The organism is Halorarum sp. SLYT50 (assembly GCF_059821265.1).
The window spans coordinates 118,778-136,958 of sequence record NZ_JCAMRW010000003.1; the positions used below are offsets into that span (position 1 = coordinate 118,778).

The window sequence follows — 18,181 nt, forward strand, 5'->3', positions numbered from 1 at the left end:
CGCGTAAGCGAGGACTCGTCAAACGGCTCTTCGGGTAAACGAGCGCGAGCAGACACGTCGGAACACAAGCCGATCACTGGCTACTGACCGATTCGTCGCGACCGTCCCTAGAGCGGAGGCTCGGATTGTCAGCAGATGATACAAAGAGTCGGGAGAAATATCTGAACATAGGCCGAGCTTTAACTCACCTTCATCTTTAATCATAGTCTTATTCTGGATTCACAACCGACTTCCCTATTACATCCGGAAGTACATTGGTATGAGTAACGACGAAACAGTGTTCGACCGGCTTGGTGGTCACGAGGCGGTAGAGAGCGTCGTTGACGACTTCTACGATCGTGTTCTGAACGACGAGCGTGTAATCCATCACTTTGAGGACAGCGACACGGCGGAACTCCGAGCTCATCAGGTACAGTTCATCTCGGCGGTAACCGGTGGACCGGTTGAGTACTCCGGAAATGATATGCGTGAAGTTCATAGGGGGATGGGTATCACGGACGAGGAGTTTGACGTCGTGGCAAAACACTTAGATACTGCACTAGCTGAAAAACGAAGTCTCCGACGAGGACCGGGAGCAAGTTATCGCTACGGTTGAGGAACTGCGCCCGGAGATCGTAGAGAGTACGGGGAGCGGTGAAACCGGTTTGGCGAGCTCGTAACTCGTCTACACTCCTCTGAACAGCGCATGTGACTTTTCTATCTGCCTTCGCCAGCGCGAGCGTTCTCGCCTTCGCGGCCTTTGCGTCCGTCGCTAAGGGTGTCGTTGAGAGCTACCCGCAGTCACTTCTAGTGCGCTGCAAGGCGATTCTACAACTACGTCGGTGAAGTTCAATCTCAAGTAACCACCGTAAATGCTCAGTATAGATAAATATATCTACCGCTAAAGCAGTCCATTATTTAGAACTCTGATTCGATGGCGAGCCTGCTTCCGCTCAGCAGTGGATGCGCTGTAGAAGTTGAGACTACAACTTTCGATGCATAGCCTCTATCCTCTCATGGAGGGGCAGACAATGAAGCTCACCACCTTGAAGACGATTCCGGACATTGAACAGTATCTCAAAGATCGGCTCTGTTGAAATCCTCAACAGCTAATAGATTTTCATATGGGTTGGTAAGTATAGGTAAGCCACTAATCAGAACGCTCCGCCAACACCAACGTATGCGAAGATTCCAACGACGGTTGCAATCACGTCCAGTGCGAACAGAATCACGTAATCCTTCAGTTCCATAATCCGTGGAACTCTGACCTAGGGGCAAAATCGTTGTGCAGCGGTTGCTCAGTTTGCAGCTCTACGTAACAGCAATCGTGCCGAGAATAGTGTCTGACCAATAGAGTTTCAACCGAGCCTCCAGAACCCACTCCCTCCACGAGTGGCGGGGCTCCCTGCCCACCTACAGGCCCTTTAGCTGGACCGTTTTCCGGTCGTTATCTGTCGCTCGCTGGGCAGCGTCGTCGAGGAATTCCTCGACTTCCTCATCGAGCGCATCGTAAAAGTCACTCGCCACGTTCTGGTCGTCGAGGTACTCCTTGACCACAAAATCAGCCATATCTCCCGCTTGTCGGATGACTACTTCAACGCTGTGACCAGGTGTTAGGCTGATTCCGGGGGACGGTATGCCCACCGTGTGAGCGCGTTTTCGGCGCTTTCGCGCGTGTCATACCGCTTTCCACGGAGTGGTTTCCCCGTCTCCGTCGACCACTCTGCCCGATAGCCGTGTGGCTTCTTCCTGAGCTGGAGGATGAGTGATTCCGGCTCGCGCTCCCACCGATACTGTAGCTCTCGATCGGTTTCGGGCTGGCAAGTGTACTGTGCGACGGTGGGTGCGCCGATCGTGGGGAGATCGAGTGCAGCGAGAACAGTTGCTTGCGCGCTCGAATAGATGTGCCGTGCGGGTGGGGCAACCTCTTGGAGGGCATTTTTGAGTTCGGACTTGGTGGTGATCCCGTCGGCGATGAGTTTGGCCGCTGTCGGCTCCCCGATACCGTCTATCTGGAGGAGGTCCGCTTTCGTCATGCTCACTGACGTGGTGATTCCTATACTCGTATAGCTTTCTCGCCTTCGATGGTGGTCACATCGACAGTCTCGCAGTCGGCTCTCTCCTAGGCTTCGTACTCATCGATCAAGCAATTCGTGATCGTTACCTTGAAGAATTTCTAGTGGGTCGTGCGGAACTCGCCGTATTTCATACCAAATGCGAAGGCCACGATCGAGAAGACGATCATCGACGGAAGTACCATCATGAATATAGTCGATGGCGTCATCACGGTGGTGAGCGCTACCGTAGCGACGACTACGATCACGACGAGTGGACCTACTGAGCGTGTGAAGTCGAACTCCATAGTTGACCTTATCGCCGTGCCGGAAAAGCATTCCATTAGCGGGTCAGTTGATCACTTGCTACACTAATAGAAACTAAGCAGTTGATCTCTCCTATACTTCAGGTAGTGACTCGTCCGAGCGATGGACATTGTATGGTCATACCGTAAAACGAGTATTAGCTATAAAGAATGAATCAGTAGAGTATCACAATAGCCGCTAGTGGAGTAAGAGATTAGGGATTTCCGTCGAGTCGGAACCGAAGATAGGACGAGGATACGCTGAATCCGTTGAATCAGTCGCGAGTGGACTCGAGGCTATCGATCATCCGCTCACAGAATTCTGCCTCTCCGTCTGCCCCCTCCGCCTCAAATCGTTCTTGGAGTCCAACGAGCATCTGGTACTTTTGATCGGCACGTGAGCCAGACATCTTCTTAGTCGACTCTTCCGAACATCATAGCGCTTGGGACGAAAATACGATTTTCAATATCTAGAGTACCGGAACCTCAATGCTGTTGGAGATGCCAGTCTCCGTTTCGGTTCCGACATTTAGGTTTATTTTGGATCATCCCAGTACTGGTGTTCCCACTCTCGTCGGGCTTCGATCTCCCGTGTTCCGCGCCGGGTGATTGAGTACACGTTTGTCCGACGATCCTTCTGGCCTTTCTCGACGAGCCCCTTGTCGACGAGCGTATCGAGATTTGGGTAGAGGCGGCCGTGGTGGATCTCCTTTTCGTAGTAGTCTTCGAGCTGGTCCTTGAGTGCGAGTCCATGTGGACCGTCAAGTCCAGCGATAACGTACAGGAGATCACGTTGAAACCCAGTCAGATCATACATCACTCTCCGATGATACGTCAGCCGAAATTAAACCTCCTGCTTTGCCAAGCCGCCTAGTGGATACTACGAAGGATTCAGGACAACTCACGGAGGCGCGGCAGAAGCGAGTGAATCCGAATCGGGTTCGCACCTTATTGAACCATCTCGCGGGCGAACCGGAGCGACTCTTCAGCCACCCACTCTCCACGGCCCGTCATGCTGTACTCCTTTCGCCGCTTGTCGCTCTCCATCGTCTGTTTGTTTATCAACCCAGCCTCGACCAGTCGGTCGAGACTCGGATAGAAACGGCCCTGGTTGATATTCTCCGGATAGAGTTCTTCGAGTGCACTCTGGAGCGTGACACCCTGTGCAGGGCCGAGTCGATAGATGAGATACAACAGGTGAACCTGAAACGCGGTCAGATCCGTCGGCAGATTATACTCTGAAAAATCAACCTCATCTCCATCAGTAGCGTCGCCGTCGGGTGATTCGTTTTCCTCTGGTGGATCTGAATTGCTCATGCTTGCCACGCCTGTATCTGTGCTTAAAACTCTATATCCCTTCTCTGACTCATCATAGCCGTTCACACGCGGAACTTATTGAGCGATGTTAGGGATTTATCTTTGAGAAAATAGCGGACGCAGTAGTTAGAGTGCTGGGCTATCGATAGGATTGGATATGCGAACGACGGCCTGCCGTATAGATATTGCCGACAAGCGTTGAGCAAATGTAATACCGAAATTAGTTCAATTGACACAATCGACGGTCTAATATACCGGGTTCACAGTTCTAGTTACCAATCTAATGTTGATAATCCCAATGCCTGTTGCCAAAAATACTCTACTAGATAGATTATCTAAGGATTTTAGTGGGATACCTCTCATGACGCATCTATGCGCCATCGTAATGGTGCCGTACGGTCGGTATTGGCCCTCCTGACAGTTATTGCGAGCAGTGGCGTCGCTGCTGCACAGCAAAGTCAAATCACGGACTCGCTCACGCAGATCGAGGAGTTCGTCGCGACCACGCTCGGGCAGGTGGGGGTGATTGTCTTCTTGCTCGGGGCGGCGGCGTGGTTCGTCTCTCGCCGGAGTGCTGACCGCGCTCAGTGGGGATGGCGGGGGATGTGGGGCGGCGCTGGAATGATCGTCCTCTCGGTGAGCTACAACGTCTTCGTGGGGCTCTTCGAGAATCTCGCTCCTGGAGTGATCATTCCGATCCTCCCTTACTAACTAGTACCAACCTACGCAACCGCGGGTTCTCCGTTCAAATTTCCTCCCTCAGCAATCTATGATCCCCCGTCGACTGCTTACCGGGCTTTTCCTCGTCGCTCTCGTTGCAGTCCCGATTGGAAGTGCTGTCACACCGCCTGCTACGACCGCTTCAGATGAAGCAGTTCGACTTTTCATCTCGGATGATCGCGACCCGGCGGCCGGAACGCTCCCGCCGTTCATCTTCACGGGGATCACCGATCTCGTTCGGGCCGAGAACATCTCCGTAGCGAATCTCAGTCGGATGCGTGACATCGCCTACAGGACGACGCAGCCGTCGTATCACGTGGGGGACGACCAGCAGACACTGAGTGAGTATCGTCGTGCTCAGGTACGCGCAATTGAGCGCAACGAATCGACGACGCTGTGGCTGCCTGATTCGCAGTTGTCGAACGGAACGGTCGTTACAAACGCTCATATCACGCTTCTCGGCACGGTTGAGGGAGCGCGTACTCAACTCGGAACGGGAGAGACGAACCAGAGTGACCGCTGGCTGATCCCGCGGAATGGGACGGTCTTGACCTATCTCGATTATTCGACGCGCGTGCCGAACCGCACGTGTACCATCACTAATGAGACGAGGACGTGCCGCAGCTACACTCTCATCAATCAGAGCGTCAATCGCACGGTCCAGATCGGCACCCAGATATGGGCGGCTAATTCCTCGTCGCCGCGTTTCCTCACCTACTCCGGGGCGAACGCATCCGAGCCGACGACACTGCAGGTCAACGCGACCATCAATACGACCTTGGCCGTCCAGACGGCGACGTACGTCCGTGAGCGGAGTGGATGGCGGCTGTCGAACCTCACCGCCAACGAGATGATGTCGGTTTCCCACACGGTGGGCGACCGTACTCCTGCAGTCGTCACAACGAACCAGAATCTCACGGTGAGCCAAACGCTCGTTCGTTCAGCGGGCGAGGTCAAGCACGTAATCCTCCGATTCAATGGATCACGGGCACTCTCTGACCGTCGGCTCTGGAGTCACGCGCAGTTCGATGACGAAGGTGGGCGGGTGCGAAACGTCTGGGGCGTCTACTCCCAGCGCCAGTATCTCAATGCGACACGCGTCCGTCGTTCGGCGGCTGAGTCGGATACGACGGCTCCCCCTGTCACGAACGTGACCCGGTCCGGCCAGACGGTTCTGTTCCCGAACGTGCTTGAGTTGCGGCTCGTCGCACAACGCCGCCAGCCTGCGTTCCAGCAAACTGGAAACGTGAGCGTGACGGGATCCCCGGAAATTAGCCAGGTAACCGGATTCAACCTCTCAGATAGCGCAGCCCCTCTCGGTCAGCATGTGAACCTCACGTCCGTCCCGCCTCGAGGAGTCACGACGGTCGTCATCAGCAACGTCGACCATCCGATCACAGAGGTTCGGGATATCCACAACGACTCGATTCCACTGACGACCCAGACGGTTCGTGAACGGAACACGAGCTTATCGACGACAGTCCTCAACGAGACGCACGTCCGAATCCAGCTCACGGATGCCAACGGTCAGCCGCTTGCTGGCCGACCCCTCTGGTTGAGCGGTGCTGCAGAAGGGCGCGTGACGACGGACGGTGACGGGAGTGTCGTCGTCGAGCGGCGTGACCTCTACGTCTCAGTATCGTTCCCTGGGGTGGCCAATGCCTCCCAGAGTGCATACTACGGCCCGACGGAGACACAGGTGGCGTTCCAACCGAAGCCGTTCAACATCTACCAGATGCTCAGTAGCTTCGCCGGAGCGCTGCTCTCGGTGGCGGCGTTTCTGATCTTCTTCGTTCCGTTCGCGTACATGCGACGGGGAGGCGGCAGATGATCCCGCCTCTCGGCGCTGACGCTCGCACAGCAATCGCTTACCAGCCCATGGAGAATATCTGATGATAGGATCACGATTCCGCGTTCCAGTTGACGTCGTCCGAGAGAGTATCGGCCCCGTTCCACCGGCATCCATTCAGAACGGCCTTTCAGCACCGGCAGTGGACACGACGATGGTTCCACTCGCTGCCGTGTTCACGGACTGGATAGCCAATTTCTTCACCTACATCCTCACCGGGATTCTCGGGTTCATCGGCGATCTCGTCGCCAACGGGATGCGGACGTTCATCCTCTTCGACAGCCCCTACTCCGACCCGGCGATCCAGTCTGCGTTCCAGCACAATCTGGACATCTTCCCCCAATTGCTCATCATCATGGTGATGGCAGGCGTCGCGACCAAACCGTTCGCCGACCAGCGCGAGGTGACGAACTTCATGCTGGTCTGGAAGGCGCTGAAGGTGATCATCTTCGTCGCTGTCGGCCGTCAGATCATGCACTTCGGGTTGGTGTTGACGAACGCGATCATCCGATACATCTTCACGACCGACTACGGAACCTCATTCGGCCCGGAAGTACTGAAGTCGAGTCTCGACGGGGCGGCGGCGTCGGGGGCTGGTGTCGTCATCGGCGCGCTGATTTTGAGTCTCGTCTCGGTCGCCGGGATTTTGCTGGCGCTCGGGATTTTCGTCCTCCGAGAGTTCCTGTTCAGTGCGACGTTCATCCTGCTTCCCGTCCTCGGTTCGATGTTGTTCTTGGACTTCGGCCCGCTCCGATACGCCTCGGAGATCGCGAAGACGGCCCTCCGTGCGACGGCGTATATGTTGCTGGCGGGGATCATCATGGCCGGCCTCCTCCAGACAGGCGCCGCGGCGGCGGGTGCCTACGCGGACATGGCTGGGCAGACGGCGGCCGCTCAAGCGCAGGCCAGTGACCCTGGGTTCGGTGAGATACTCGAAGCATACCTCTTCTGGCTGATCGGGCTCGTGGCGCCCGCGTTCGTGGGCATCAAATCCGCGGCGATGGCTGGGCTCTCTCCGGGTCGGCTCTCCGGTCGACAGAGGGCGAAAAGCAGCTCGAGTTCACAGAGTTCGACAACGAGTGGGTCCAGCGAGCAGTCAACCCGAACGAGCCTGGTTGAACAGGCGAGGCACGGGGCAGCAGGGGTGGATAACTGGGCGACTGGCGGAAGAGGGAACGCTGCTGCCGAGAAGATCGGATCTACTGCAGCACGGACGAAGGGGGCGGTTGGAGGCGCAGCCACGAATTACCTCTCAGAGAAAAGAGTCAACGACGCGAAGAAAGGCGGTCAGGCTCTGAAGAAAGGCGGAATGCGAGCAGCCAAGGACGTGAAGTCCGGTACAGACTACGCTACACGCAATCTCCACCAATCGCCAGTAGATTGGGCTGAAGCCGGTTTGGAACGCTACCGAGAGGACCCAGTCGTCGATACGGGGGAAGAAGCTTCCTCACAACAACAGAACTTGAGTGACTTTACAGGTGGTTCAGAGGCCAAGGAACGCTCCAAATGAGCATCTACCCGATCAGGCGGATCTACACCGGAACGTCTTAGACCGAGACATCCATGGGCAATCAGAAACACACTATGCCTACCACCGCTGAACGAAGTAGAGATATCTTCCGAGCAGGAATCATTCTGGCCGTCTCTACAGCGATCTCTTCAATCTGTTATCTGCTTGTTCCGTTAGGGGTGGTTCTAACGGCAGATGGGCTGGTAACTCATATTGGCGCTCTTGTTCCCGCACTTCTCAGTATAGTTGCTGTACCTCTATTTCCACTAATAGCCGCCATTTCGACATTCACAGCTGTTGACGCTCTATTTGGCGAAGGCCACAAAGAGATCGATAAAGGGTGGTCTCTGGGGATCATCATCGGGGGAGTTCTACTCACCCTTGTCTGGTTCCTCCCTCTTTGGGGGCAAGGTTGGCCCGTTCTCGCAGAGAGATTGCGTTCGCTTCGAGTACCTGCTTTGTTTGATAACCCTTGGCTGATGGGGCTCAGTTGGCTCCTATGCGTTCCAATGATGATGTACGCCAATCTTCGAGCTGCAGATCCGGGGGACACCAACTCTTCGGCCTCACAAGAGAAACGCCGTACCAAATCCGGTACCTCTGAGAAGTCAACTGAATCCACCGAAGAAACGAGACGTGGGAGGGACGATTCGTCCTCAAACACGAACTACACTCATGATTGGGATACCGCCCCAGATACACGATTCGCAGACATCGGCGGCATGGAGACGCTGAAGACAGAAGTTGAACGGACCGTAATCCGCCCGCTCACCCGAATTGACGAGGCCTACGAACGGTTCAACGTCTCACCGCCAAATGGTATTCTCCTCCACGGTCCGCCTGGAACTGGTAAGACCCTGTTCGCTCGTGCTATCGCCGGCGAACTCGGCCACCCCTACCTCGAACTCTCTGCCGGGGACATCAAATCCCGCTGGATCAACGAATCGACCGAGCAGGTCAACCAACTCTTTGACGAGGCCGACCAGTTCGCCCGCTGCGTCATCTTCATCGACGAGATCGACGCGCTACTCGCTGGACGTGACGACAACCTCCATCGCGAACACGCCCAAGTCGTCAACGAATTCCTCGCCCATCTCGACGACGAGGATCCGAACTTCCTCGTTATCGCAGCTACCAACCGCGCCGACCTCCTCGACGAGGCCGCCACTCGCCGTGGTCGCTTCGACCAACAGTACGAGATCGGTCTTCCCGACCAGGAAGCACGAGAGGCTATCTTCCGTGTCCGACTCCGCGACATGCCGACCAGTCTCGATGATGCCGCGTACAGTGAACTAGCCGAACAGGCAGAGGGTCTCAGTAGTGCCGACATTGTCGGGATCGTCGACGACGCCGCCATGCACGCGGCCGAGCGTGACGCAGAGGCAATCACGCGTCGTGAGCTACTCGAATCCTTCCCTGACCGAACGTCCGAATGAGAGTACTCACTGCCACCACCCAGCGGAGCGGCACCGCTGCTCTCGCAGATAGACGAAATAGATCGGCACGAGGAAATTATATTAGTCTACCCGCTCAATCACACCGTATGCCCACCCCCGGTTCCGAACCCCCCGCCGAGTTCGACCTCAGCGGTAACTTTGCGACCGAGTTGGAGGGAGAACCCGCCGACGAACGCGTCTATCGCGTTGCGCTCCAACTGTACGAGCCGGCCAAGGTGGCGGTCATCGCGGAGCGTGCTGACTGTGCTCCCGACACGGCCCGCCGCCATCTCGAACGCCTCCACGAGATCGGCGTCCTTGAACAGGTCGCTGATTCCCCAGCCACGTACCAGCGGAACGAGTCGTACTTCGAGTGGCGAAAGCGAAGCCGTCTCGAACAGCTCTCGGCCGGCCAACTTCGAGATCAACTTACAGAACTCACCGAGCGGGAGCGCGAACTTCGAGAGCAGTATGAGGCCGACCGTCCGGACGCTGTCGACGCGCTTGAACACGCCGACTACGACGATATTGAGACCATCTGGATGGACCTCAGCGAGTGGGAAACGATCCGGCGCCGGATTCGCCGCTTCGAAGATGTGCGTCGACAGCGAGCCGCTGACTCTGAGTCGGAGACCGCCTAACTGTGGCCGACGGCCCCGACCCAACTCGGACAGTTGACGAAGCACTCCTCCGCTATCTCGGCCGAGTCCTTGGCAGGCAGCAAGAGGTGAGTGGCACGACGCTCTTCCCCGCGAACAAACAGGAGACCCTTCTCGTCTCGCTCAACAGCGCGTACTATCCTGAGCTCGTCGACGAGGTCTGGCTCGAACTCCGGGTCTACACCAACGGCGAGTTTCACGTCTCCTATCTCGAGGATTATGGAGGTGATCTCCGGCGGTGCCGATGGGATCGACACGAGCAAGACCACAATACACGAGACCATTTTCATCCGCTGCCGGTTGCAGCGACGGCTGACGCCAAAGATCGCGAGTTTCCCCCTGAGGTGACCGCATTGCTTGAGACGGTGGTCCTTCCGTGGGTCGACAGTCGGCTTGGAGAGATCTGGGAAGAATGAGCTTCTATTGATAAGAGATAACACGAGCTTCCCTTCTACGCTCGGTTCTACCTCCAACTCAAATACATTACTCGTAGATACTATCTAGTTAGAAACGGCGGCAGACGGAAACTATTAACTATCCTTCTTCTAGAACAATTCGGGTATGGAGACCTTCCCTATTGCGGGTCGAATCATCAACACGAAGTTGATATTCGGCCTCACCGCCCGGGAGGTAGGCGAGGTCCTCATCATCCCGTTCCTCGCCCTCGGCATCGCCCAGAGTCTCGGATTCACCGGCACGCTGTTTTTGATCGCCGGTGGGATTGGGCTCTCTGTTGGCGTTCTGATTTTGCTCGTTGCCCCCGCTGGGCAGCGACCGATCAGCTACGCTCGGGCCGCCGCAGAGTACTACCTCTCGTCGAACTCCTACTACAATCGGCGTACGCGGCCCGAAGCGGAGACCCCCGCCGTCCAAGACGTCGTCGGCGTCCGGCAGGAAGGCGTCGACGTTGAGACGATTGAAACCGACCACGACCCCGACTCGGAGTGATCGTAGATGGGATCAACATCCTCTACCGACACGACTGACGAGACTACCCCCGACACGGACGAGGCGGCAGATGCAACGCAGGTTGAGCACGAAGACACCACGCCCACTGACCCGACCCGTTCGGGAACAGACCCGCCTGAGGGCGTCTACGTCGGCCCTACTCAAACAGAGACCGCCGAGGATACACCCGACTCGGACTTAGAGATTCTCCGTGCCCTCGATCGCTTCCTCGACGACATCGATCAGGACCTCCCGACGGCCCGTGAACGGGCACGAGCACGCGACCACTTCGACTTGGAGAATCGGCTCGGCGAAGCCACGACCACTCAAGAGAAGCTCGGCTTCGATTACGTCCGCGACGACGGCATCGCGGTCGATGGCGACAGCTACATCGGCCTGTTAAAGGTCCACCCACAGGGGTGGCTCTCGCTGAGCGAGGAGAAGAAACGCGAGACGATGAGCGCGTACATGTCGTTTCTCATGTCGCTCGAATTCAGCGTTGCCGTCCCCTGCTATCCGAAAACGTTCGACCTCACTGGCCACCTCGAACACTTCTACAACGCCGGTGCGAGCATGGCCTCACGGGGACAGTCCCCGATCCTCCAGTACGGACGGAAGTTCTACATCCAGTGGGCGAGCACCAACATCGAAGACGAGGACCTCAAGCAACGCGATTTCTACATCGTCACGCGCGTCGATTCCGACCAGGTCAACAAGGACCTCGACTCCGGAAGCGCGTTAAGCCAGCTCAGCTCGCTCCCCCTCATTGGGACAGCTTGCTCACGACTCATCGAACGGACGCCAGTCGGCGACTCCGACGAGGGCGCCCGGACGGAACTGTGTGTCCGAGAAATCCAACAGCGTCAACGTCGGATTACGAACAACCTCGGTCGGACCGACGTATCCATCGAACGCATTACTGACCGTCAGGAGACAATGGAGATCCTCTACCACTACTACAATCACGTTGACCCGCAGTTCGAGAAGTTCTCCCACGCGACGAAGACGGAGGGTGAGTATTGATGGGCGACCGACTTGACCAGCTTCGGTCGAAACTTCCCGTCGGGAGTAGCGAACGGACCATCGACGACATTGATGATGAGACGTTCGACCGAGCCGCCGAGATCCTCGAAGCCAACGGTGACGACCTTACCAAGGAGAACATTCGCGAACAGGCGGAGCATCTACTAGAAGTCGAGGACATCGACGAGGGGCAACTCCGACTTGGCGTCGTCCAAGACGAGACTGAACAGGCGCTTGCCGACCGGGATATCATCGCCCCTCGGCAGTTGCAGGAAGTCTCGGATCTCTTCGAGTCGGGGTACATGGTCCGCAATGACAAGTTCGTGCGCACGCTGACCATCCACGGCTATCCCGAGCGCGTACCACTCGGCTGGCTTGAGGACCTCTATACCACGAACGACTACGTTCGCGTCACCCAACACATCGAACCACGCGACACCGGTTCGGTCCTCAGAAAACTCCAGAAACGCCTCACGCAGTTGCGGGCTCGCCTCCACAAGAAGAATCAGAAGAACCAGACCAACACCCACGAGGCCGAGGCCGACCGCGACATGGTCAAAGACCTCATCTGGGACATCATCCTCGGCGAGACCAAGCTCTTCGACTTCGCGATCTACATTGAGGTGATCGCCGATACTGAGCAGGAACTTGACGACGCTACTGAACGAGTCCTTGAGTCGCTCGGGAGGACCAACGCGGATGCGGTCACGCTCGAAAAGCGCCAAGTCGAATCACAGAACGCGCTCGCGCCGTTGGGGGACGACCCGATCAAGGCGACCCAGCTCATGCAGGAGACCGCCGTTGGGACGATGTTTCCGTTCATCGAGCCGGCGGTCGCTGACCCGGAGGGGATCTTCTATGGCTTCGACGGGACGAACACACCGGTTCTCCTTGACCGATTCCAGCTCTCGTCGTATTCGAAAGCCATCGCCGGGAAGATGGGGTCGGGGAAGACGTTCGCCGAGAAACACGAGATGTACCATCGGCTGATGATGGACCCCGAGATCGAGATGCTCGTTCTCGATCCTGTTGGCGACTTTGTCGACTTCGCGAACGACCTCGGCGGGCAGGTCATCCGCTTCGGCGGCCAGAACACGGTCAACCCGCTCGAAATCCAGCCAGGAGTCGACGACGTCGACGAGGACCCCTTCAAGAACAAGTTCCGCTCGGTGATGGAGCTATTCCGCACCCACTTTTCGGCGGTCGCCGACCAGTCACTGAGCAAAGAGCAGGAGGGCATCCTCCGGCGGTCTGTTCGGCTCGCGTATCTCAAGTACGGAATTACCACTGACCCGGCGACCCACGGGAACACGAGTCCGACCATGCAGGACGTCCTCGATATCCTGCACGCGCTCACTGACGGCGAGCAGCCGACCGACTTCATCGAACTCCACGAGGACGCGAACGAAGAGCGAGTACGCCCGGAGATCGAGCAGTTGGAGCTCCGATTCAAGGAAGTCGACGAACAGTACGCGTATCAGCTTCTGCTCGGCCTCGAAGCGTTCCAGCAGGGCGGCGAGAACGACAATCTGACCGGCGAGACGAACGTCGAACTCGACAACCGGCTCGTCGTTATCGACATGTCGATGTTCGCCGACACTGGGCAGGCACCGCTGTTCATGCACGTCATGTTCGACTGGATCTACCAGCGGGCACAGAGCAGCGACCGCCGCACGCAGGTCACCATCGACGAGGCGCACTACCTGCTCCGCCGGGAGGCGACGGTCGACATGATCGACCTGCTTATCCGGCATAGTCGCCACTTCAACACGGCGATAACGCTCATCTCACAGACGGTCGATGAATTCATCGCGAAGTCCGACAAACGGTCCGACGAGACGCTGGAGAAGTCACGCAACGTCTACACCCTCTGTGACATCAAGCAGATCTTCCACCACGAGTCGGTCAGCGACGCGATGGTCAACTTCCACAGCCTCACCCCCTCTGAGCAGAACTTCATCTCGACCGCTCAGACGGGCGAGGACGCTGGCTACTCGGAGTGTCTGCTCGCAGTCAACGATTGGACGAAATCGCTTGCCCTCCACGTCAACGACTACGAGGCGTACGTACTGGACGACGACTTAGACCCCTGGGAGTATCTCGTCGACCAACGCTACATCGACGCTGACGACGTCGAGTATCTCGCCGAGGAGGGACGCGTCGACGACTACGACATCCCCCGATCGCTACTAACCGATGCGGGCGTTCAGACGGCATCCCAGGAGGCCGATGACTGAGACTCGTCGGTACATCCGCATCGAACCGGCGCGGGAACGCGTCGACCCAGCGGATCTGGTCTCTCGGCTGGCCGGGTTGCGAAAGCTCCGAACCGGCTGGAAAGTCAAATACGACCCACGAAAGAGCCCGCCGACGTTCGAGTTCCTCGCACTCACGCAGGGTAGCGACGCGCCAGTGCGCTTCTATCTCGGCGTCGACGACGAGGAGATGCTGTCGGTCGTCGAGTCAGAACTTCAGACCGCCTACCCAGCGAGCTACGAGATTAACGAAGAGGAGGTCAACCTGCGAGCAGAACTGCGCGGTCAGGGAGACGGAGACGAGGATACTGACGTGTCCCTCTCCGACCGGACGCCGGTCGCCGCTCGGTGGAGCGGCGTCGGCGAGCGCAGTCGCGACTGGATGACTCCGCTCAAGCAGTACTCACAGGTCCAAGAGGAAGGCACCAACTCAGAGAGCCCGGCGCGAGCACCGCTCGCAACAGCGGTTGAACGGCTGACCGAAGCTACAGCCCCCACCGCGTTACAAGTACTGTTCACCCGGTACGGGAGCTGGCAGCGAGCCGCTGAGGGCCGGAAGGAGCAGATCGAAACGAAGCACGACGGTGCGCTCCAGTCCGCGAAAACCAGCTTCAAAGACATGGTCTACGGCGCCGACGAAGAGCGCGTCCGAGACCGTCGGCGTGGTCGTGACCCGGCCAACGTTGGCGAGAGCACCCAACAGACCTCCAATGCAGCCAGTGGCGAGGTGGCGTCTCGACAGGCGCTCATCGACCAGAAAGGGCCCTCCCAGACGTTCTTGGTCAATCTCCGCACCGTTGCTGCTCTTCCCGAGGATCCCGACGAAGCAGCGCGAGCGCAGGCAGCGAACAACATCGAGACGCTCGCGAACGCGTTCAATCACCTTGACGGCTACTTCTATCATATCGACGGGAGCCCCGTCTCGAAGAGCCTGACCAACGTTCGGAACCCGGCGTGGAAGGAGTTGAAGCGGCTGGTGAACTGCTCGTTCAACCAGTCCTCGATGGGGAAGCGCCGCCCTCAGCTCATCTTGAACGCGGACGAACTCGCGAACTTCATTGCTGTTCCGAGCGCGCAGACATTGACCACAGAGGGGTCTCGCGGTGCCCGGGGAAAGGAACGACTCCGCCAGCCGCTTCCGCTCCCGGACCCCGACCTCTTAGAGGAGTTCTCCGGGCCGGGGATGGAAGTCGGGAAGCCGCTCCGGAATCGCAACGACACGCTCGACCAGCCGATCTCCATTCCGCCGGGTCTTCTAACGACAAGCTACATTCGCGCAGCATCGACGGGCAGTGGGAAGTCAACCGCCACTCAACACGAGATCCTCTCCATCGACGAGCACGTCGACGGGCCGACAGTCCTCTTAGAAGGGAAGGGTGACGGTATGGCCGGAGAGTACCTCCACGCCCACTACGCGAAGTACGGGAACTTGGACGACATCTACTACTTCAACGCACCAGAGACGCTGCCTGCCGTCTCGTTTTTCGACATCCGCCCGGCGCTCGCGACGGGTCGGTCCCGCGAGGATGCCGTCCAAGACAAGGTTGAGCACTTCCACGAGATCATGCGACTCATCCTCGGCGAGGAGCGTCATGAAGCGGCGTACGTCGCCAACGAGATCCTCACGTTCCTGATCAAGGCGCTGTTCGACCGCGAGTATGGCCACGACGCGTTCAGTCTCGAGGACCTGATCGAGGCAGTGTTCCGGATGAGCCGGGACAAGGAACTGCCCGAACTCTGTGAGGCAAACTCGCACATCGAACGGTCACTGGTTCAGAAGTGCCAGGTCGACGATCGCCAGTTCCAGCAGACGATGGGGGCGGCGGCGAATCGGCTCGACAAGCTCGTCGAACATGAACACCTCTACCAGATGTTCACGCACGTCCCCGACTGGGACGAAGAAACCGCGAGCTACGTCGGCAACACGTTCGACTTCCGTGAGTTCGTCGAGGGCGATGCAGTCGTCCTCTTCGACCTCGGCGAGTTCCGGGCGGAATCTCAGCACGCGCTGACGATGATCCTGCTGAGTAACCTTTGGGACGCCGTTCAGGGCCGTCGGGGAGGCGGCCAGTCGTTGACTGGAAACCATCGCGACGCCGAGACCAGTGACGACGAACAGATCGTGAATATGGTGATTGAGGAGGCGGCGGCGATCGCCACCTCGTCGCTGGTCTACGAGCAGTTCATCCCACAGGGGCGAGCGTTCGGCGTGAGCCTCGGATTGATTCTCCAGTACCCCGAGCAGGTGGCACAGTACAGCACCTCCGACAGGGCGTACACGGAGATCCTGAACAACGTCAAGACGAAACTGGTGGGGAATATCGCGACCGACGCGAAGCTCGCCGAGTCGATGGCTCACGAGAACCTCAGTACGACCGAGTTCCGAAACCGGGTCAGTCGGTTGCCGGCCGGCGAGTGGATCGCTCAGTTGCCGAGTCCACGTTTTGGAGAGACGGGCCCGGCGCCATTCTCACTTGCATCGCTCCCGATCCCCGAGGGTCACCCGGAGAGTGATGCGCCGCTCTCGGGTGATGATCGGCATCTCTTCGAGGAGCAGGCGGTCCCGCGTGTGATGCGGCGGACTCAGGAGGAGTGTAGTCTCCCGGGACAGACGAACGAATTTGCTCGCGAGGAGGTCCGCGACACGCTTGAGGAAGTTGGGGACGACGTGACTGAGTCACCCGCGTCGAGCGAGGGCACAGCGGCCGCTGAGGCGACTGACGATAGTGGTTCGTCGGATGCCCTGTTCTTCGGTGCGAACGGCACGAGCGACGACACAGGCGCCTCTCCGAACAACGAGGCAGCTTCCCCACCGACGGACTCTCCAGCTGACACCGAGTCGAGTGAGCCACGAGATATCGGGAGTGCGCCGATGTTCGGTAGCGCTGGCGACAAGCCCCAAGAGCCACAGGAGGCCCTAGAGCCTTCGCCTGCCGAACAGGAGACGACAGTTCAAGAGAACCAGACTGACGCTGTTGATTCGGCATCAGCCTCGGCGGAGACGGCGGCTCCTCCGAATGCGGATTCAATGCCCGACCACGTGAGCTATGACACAGACTCGGACTGCTACGTCTGCGATCTCTGTGGGTCTGAGTATGCTCTGTCCGAGGAGCGGAAAGCGAGCGCGTGCTGCCAGTTCGCGTCGAAGGATGAGGTGTTCGTGGCTGCCAAGCGCGCTCGGTCGACCGCTGAGACCTCTGGTGAGCTGTTTACGCGACTCGGGAGCATCACCGAACGCGCTGAGGAGTACGGGATTGAGGTGACGCTCCAAGACTTTGCATCCCTCAATGGGTCTACTGGTGAGCACGGTGCGACTCCTCCCGACGAGACAGAGGAGCCACCCAAATCAGAGCAGAGTTCGAACGAGGAGGAGCCGAACTCCGCCCGCTTCAAAGAGGCTACAACGAGCATCCCGGATGACACCCTCCGCGAGGAAGGCGTCACGCGCGACGAGGCCGCCTTCCTCGGCCTCGTACTAGACGCGATGAATCACCACGTCGAGGAGTATTCGCTCACAGAGAGCATGACCGCACTCAAAGAGCCATTCTCTGATCTCGATGTGGAGACGCTCGTTGAGAGGGAGTTCCTTGAGGAGCATCGGTCGTTCCGCAAAAAGTACTACACGGTGCTTCCAGCCGGCCGGGAGTTCTTGGACCGGTCGCTAGAAGCGAGTCCGGGCGTCGGCGACCTCGGCGAGAAAACTCCACACAAGGCGGGTGTCGTCTTCTTGGACGCGTGGCTTGCTGACCAAGAGGACGTAGCTCGAACAGAAGCCTACTACCAGCACAGTGAGGATACCGTGTTTGATGTCGCTGGATTCGACTCCGAAGACGACCTTACGTGGGTCGGCGAAGTAGAAACCCCGAGCAACAATCCTGAGGCGCTACTCGCGGATTACGAGAAGTTGGCGACCGCTGACGCCACTGCTGTCTGGGCGTGTGAAGACAAAGACCTCATCCTCGAGATCATCGAGACGCTCACCGACGCCGGGAAGATCGACTTCTCGTTGAGTGCGACTCAACGACGAACCATTAGCTCGCTTCGCGCAGCGGTCGGCGAACACGCCGATTCGGGAATGGAGGCACTACATACGTTCCGCAGTCTCGAAACGGAGGTGTCCGACTAA

Annotated in this window: 16 protein-coding genes; 11 read left to right on the plus strand and 5 right to left on the minus strand. The window is 58.1% G+C overall.

Going from position 1 to position 18,181, the window contains the following annotated elements; translation table 11 throughout:
* Nucleotides 1-259 precede the first annotated feature (259 nt).
* The gene (locus AC6RUA_RS18440; protein WP_499815939.1) at nt 260-595 is read left to right on the plus strand and encodes a group I truncated hemoglobin; all 336 of its coding nucleotides are present in this window, start codon (nt 260-262) and stop codon (nt 593-595) included.
* A 797-nt stretch (nt 596-1,392) separates the two neighbouring features.
* On the opposite strand, the gene AC6RUA_RS18445 is transcribed toward AC6RUA_RS18440, so the two are convergent.
* From AC6RUA_RS18445 to AC6RUA_RS18465, 5 genes are all read right to left on the minus strand, one after another.
* Nucleotides 1,393-1,548: a DUF1931 domain-containing protein gene (locus AC6RUA_RS18445; protein ID WP_499815940.1), complete on the minus strand. Its 156-nt coding sequence runs from the start codon at nt 1,546-1,548 to the stop codon at nt 1,393-1,395.
* 44 nt (nt 1,549-1,592) lie between these two features.
* Complete coding sequence (locus AC6RUA_RS18450; protein WP_499815941.1) at nt 1,593-2,015, minus strand: hypothetical protein; 423 nt, start codon at nt 2,013-2,015, stop codon at nt 1,593-1,595.
* A 140-nt stretch (nt 2,016-2,155) separates the two neighbouring features.
* Nucleotides 2,156-2,341, minus strand: coding sequence for a DUF7333 family protein (locus AC6RUA_RS18455; RefSeq protein WP_499815942.1), 186 nt, complete (start codon nt 2,339-2,341; stop codon nt 2,156-2,158).
* Between the two features lie 532 nt (nt 2,342-2,873).
* Nucleotides 2,874-3,155 carry a PadR family transcriptional regulator gene (locus tag AC6RUA_RS18460; protein ID WP_499816059.1) on the minus strand — a complete coding sequence of 94 codons (282 nt, stop codon included), beginning with the start codon at nt 3,153-3,155 and terminating at the stop codon, nt 2,874-2,876.
* A 131-nt stretch (nt 3,156-3,286) separates the two neighbouring features.
* Nucleotides 3,287-3,655, minus strand: a complete 369-nt coding sequence (locus AC6RUA_RS18465; RefSeq protein WP_499815943.1) for a PadR family transcriptional regulator — start codon at nt 3,653-3,655, stop codon at nt 3,287-3,289.
* A gap of 405 nt (nt 3,656-4,060) precedes the next feature.
* Between AC6RUA_RS18465 and AC6RUA_RS18470 the strand changes: the two genes are divergently transcribed.
* From AC6RUA_RS18470 to AC6RUA_RS18515, 10 genes are all read left to right on the plus strand, one after another.
* A complete protein-coding gene (locus tag AC6RUA_RS18470; RefSeq protein ID WP_499815944.1) occupies nt 4,061-4,366 on the plus strand; it encodes a hypothetical protein in 306 nt (101 codons plus the stop codon).
* A gap of 283 nt (nt 4,367-4,649) precedes the next feature.
* Nucleotides 4,650-6,206: a DUF8186 domain-containing protein gene (locus AC6RUA_RS18475; protein ID WP_499815945.1), complete on the plus strand. Its 1,557-nt coding sequence runs from the start codon at nt 4,650-4,652 to the stop codon at nt 6,204-6,206.
* A gap of 61 nt (nt 6,207-6,267) precedes the next feature.
* Complete coding sequence (locus tag AC6RUA_RS18480; protein WP_499815946.1) at nt 6,268-7,734, plus strand: TrbL/VirB6 family protein; 1,467 nt, start codon at nt 6,268-6,270, stop codon at nt 7,732-7,734.
* A 722-nt stretch (nt 7,735-8,456) separates the two neighbouring features.
* Entirely contained in the window at nt 8,457-9,170 is a 714-nt protein-coding gene (locus AC6RUA_RS18485; protein ID WP_499815947.1) for an ATP-binding protein, read from the plus strand.
* A 107-nt stretch (nt 9,171-9,277) separates the two neighbouring features.
* Nucleotides 9,278-9,811 (plus strand): DUF7342 family protein, encoded by a 534-nt coding sequence (locus AC6RUA_RS18490; RefSeq protein WP_499815948.1) that lies wholly within the window; start codon nt 9,278-9,280, stop codon nt 9,809-9,811.
* An 86-nt stretch (nt 9,812-9,897) separates the two neighbouring features.
* Entirely contained in the window at nt 9,898-10,245 is a 348-nt protein-coding gene (locus AC6RUA_RS18495) for a toxin-antitoxin system TumE family protein (protein ID WP_499816060.1), read from the plus strand.
* Nucleotides 10,246-10,390: 145 nt separating this feature from the next.
* Nucleotides 10,391-10,777, plus strand: coding sequence for a hypothetical protein (locus AC6RUA_RS18500; protein ID WP_499815949.1), 387 nt, complete (start codon nt 10,391-10,393; stop codon nt 10,775-10,777).
* Between the two features lie 6 nt (nt 10,778-10,783).
* Nucleotides 10,784-11,800 carry a TraC-like domain-containing protein gene (locus AC6RUA_RS18505; RefSeq protein WP_499815950.1) on the plus strand — a complete coding sequence of 339 codons (1,017 nt, stop codon included), beginning with the start codon at nt 10,784-10,786 and terminating at the stop codon, nt 11,798-11,800.
* Nucleotides 11,800-14,037: a VirB4 family type IV secretion system protein gene (locus AC6RUA_RS18510; protein ID WP_499815951.1), complete on the plus strand. Its 2,238-nt coding sequence runs from the start codon at nt 11,800-11,802 to the stop codon at nt 14,035-14,037. The genes AC6RUA_RS18505 and AC6RUA_RS18510 overlap by 1 nt, the downstream gene beginning before the upstream one ends.
* A complete protein-coding gene (locus tag AC6RUA_RS18515) occupies nt 13,997-18,181 on the plus strand; it encodes an ATP-binding protein (RefSeq protein WP_499815952.1) in 4,185 nt (1,394 codons plus the stop codon). Before AC6RUA_RS18510 ends, AC6RUA_RS18515 begins: the two co-directional genes overlap by 41 nt.

Bases quoted from the DNA above. Each gene is read 5' to 3' on its own strand.
- AC6RUA_RS18440 (WP_499815939.1), top strand. From the start codon at position 260: ATGAGTAACGACGAAACAGTGTTCGACCGGCTTGGTGGTCACGAGGCG.
- AC6RUA_RS18445 (WP_499815940.1), bottom strand. From the start codon at position 1,548: ATGGCTGATTTTGTGGTCAAGGAGTACCTCGACGACCAGAACGTGGCG.
- AC6RUA_RS18450 (WP_499815941.1), bottom strand. From the start codon at position 2,015: ATGACGAAAGCGGACCTCCTCCAGATAGACGGTATCGGGGAGCCGACA.
- AC6RUA_RS18455 (WP_499815942.1), bottom strand. From the start codon at position 2,341: ATGGAGTTCGACTTCACACGCTCAGTAGGTCCACTCGTCGTGATCGTA.
- AC6RUA_RS18460 (WP_499816059.1), bottom strand. From the start codon at position 3,155: ATGTATGATCTGACTGGGTTTCAACGTGATCTCCTGTACGTTATCGCT.
- AC6RUA_RS18465 (WP_499815943.1), bottom strand. From the start codon at position 3,655: ATGAGCAATTCAGATCCACCAGAGGAAAACGAATCACCCGACGGCGAC.
- AC6RUA_RS18475 (WP_499815945.1), top strand. From the start codon at position 4,650: ATGCGTGACATCGCCTACAGGACGACGCAGCCGTCGTATCACGTGGGG.
- AC6RUA_RS18480 (WP_499815946.1), top strand. From the start codon at position 6,268: ATGATAGGATCACGATTCCGCGTTCCAGTTGACGTCGTCCGAGAGAGT.
- AC6RUA_RS18485 (WP_499815947.1), top strand. From the start codon at position 8,457: ATGGAGACGCTGAAGACAGAAGTTGAACGGACCGTAATCCGCCCGCTC.
- AC6RUA_RS18490 (WP_499815948.1), top strand. From the start codon at position 9,278: ATGCCCACCCCCGGTTCCGAACCCCCCGCCGAGTTCGACCTCAGCGGT.
- AC6RUA_RS18500 (WP_499815949.1), top strand. From the start codon at position 10,391: ATGGAGACCTTCCCTATTGCGGGTCGAATCATCAACACGAAGTTGATA.
- AC6RUA_RS18505 (WP_499815950.1), top strand. From the start codon at position 10,784: ATGGGATCAACATCCTCTACCGACACGACTGACGAGACTACCCCCGAC.
- AC6RUA_RS18510 (WP_499815951.1), top strand. From the start codon at position 11,800: ATGGGCGACCGACTTGACCAGCTTCGGTCGAAACTTCCCGTCGGGAGT.
- AC6RUA_RS18515 (WP_499815952.1), top strand. From the start codon at position 13,997: ATGCGGGCGTTCAGACGGCATCCCAGGAGGCCGATGACTGAGACTCGT.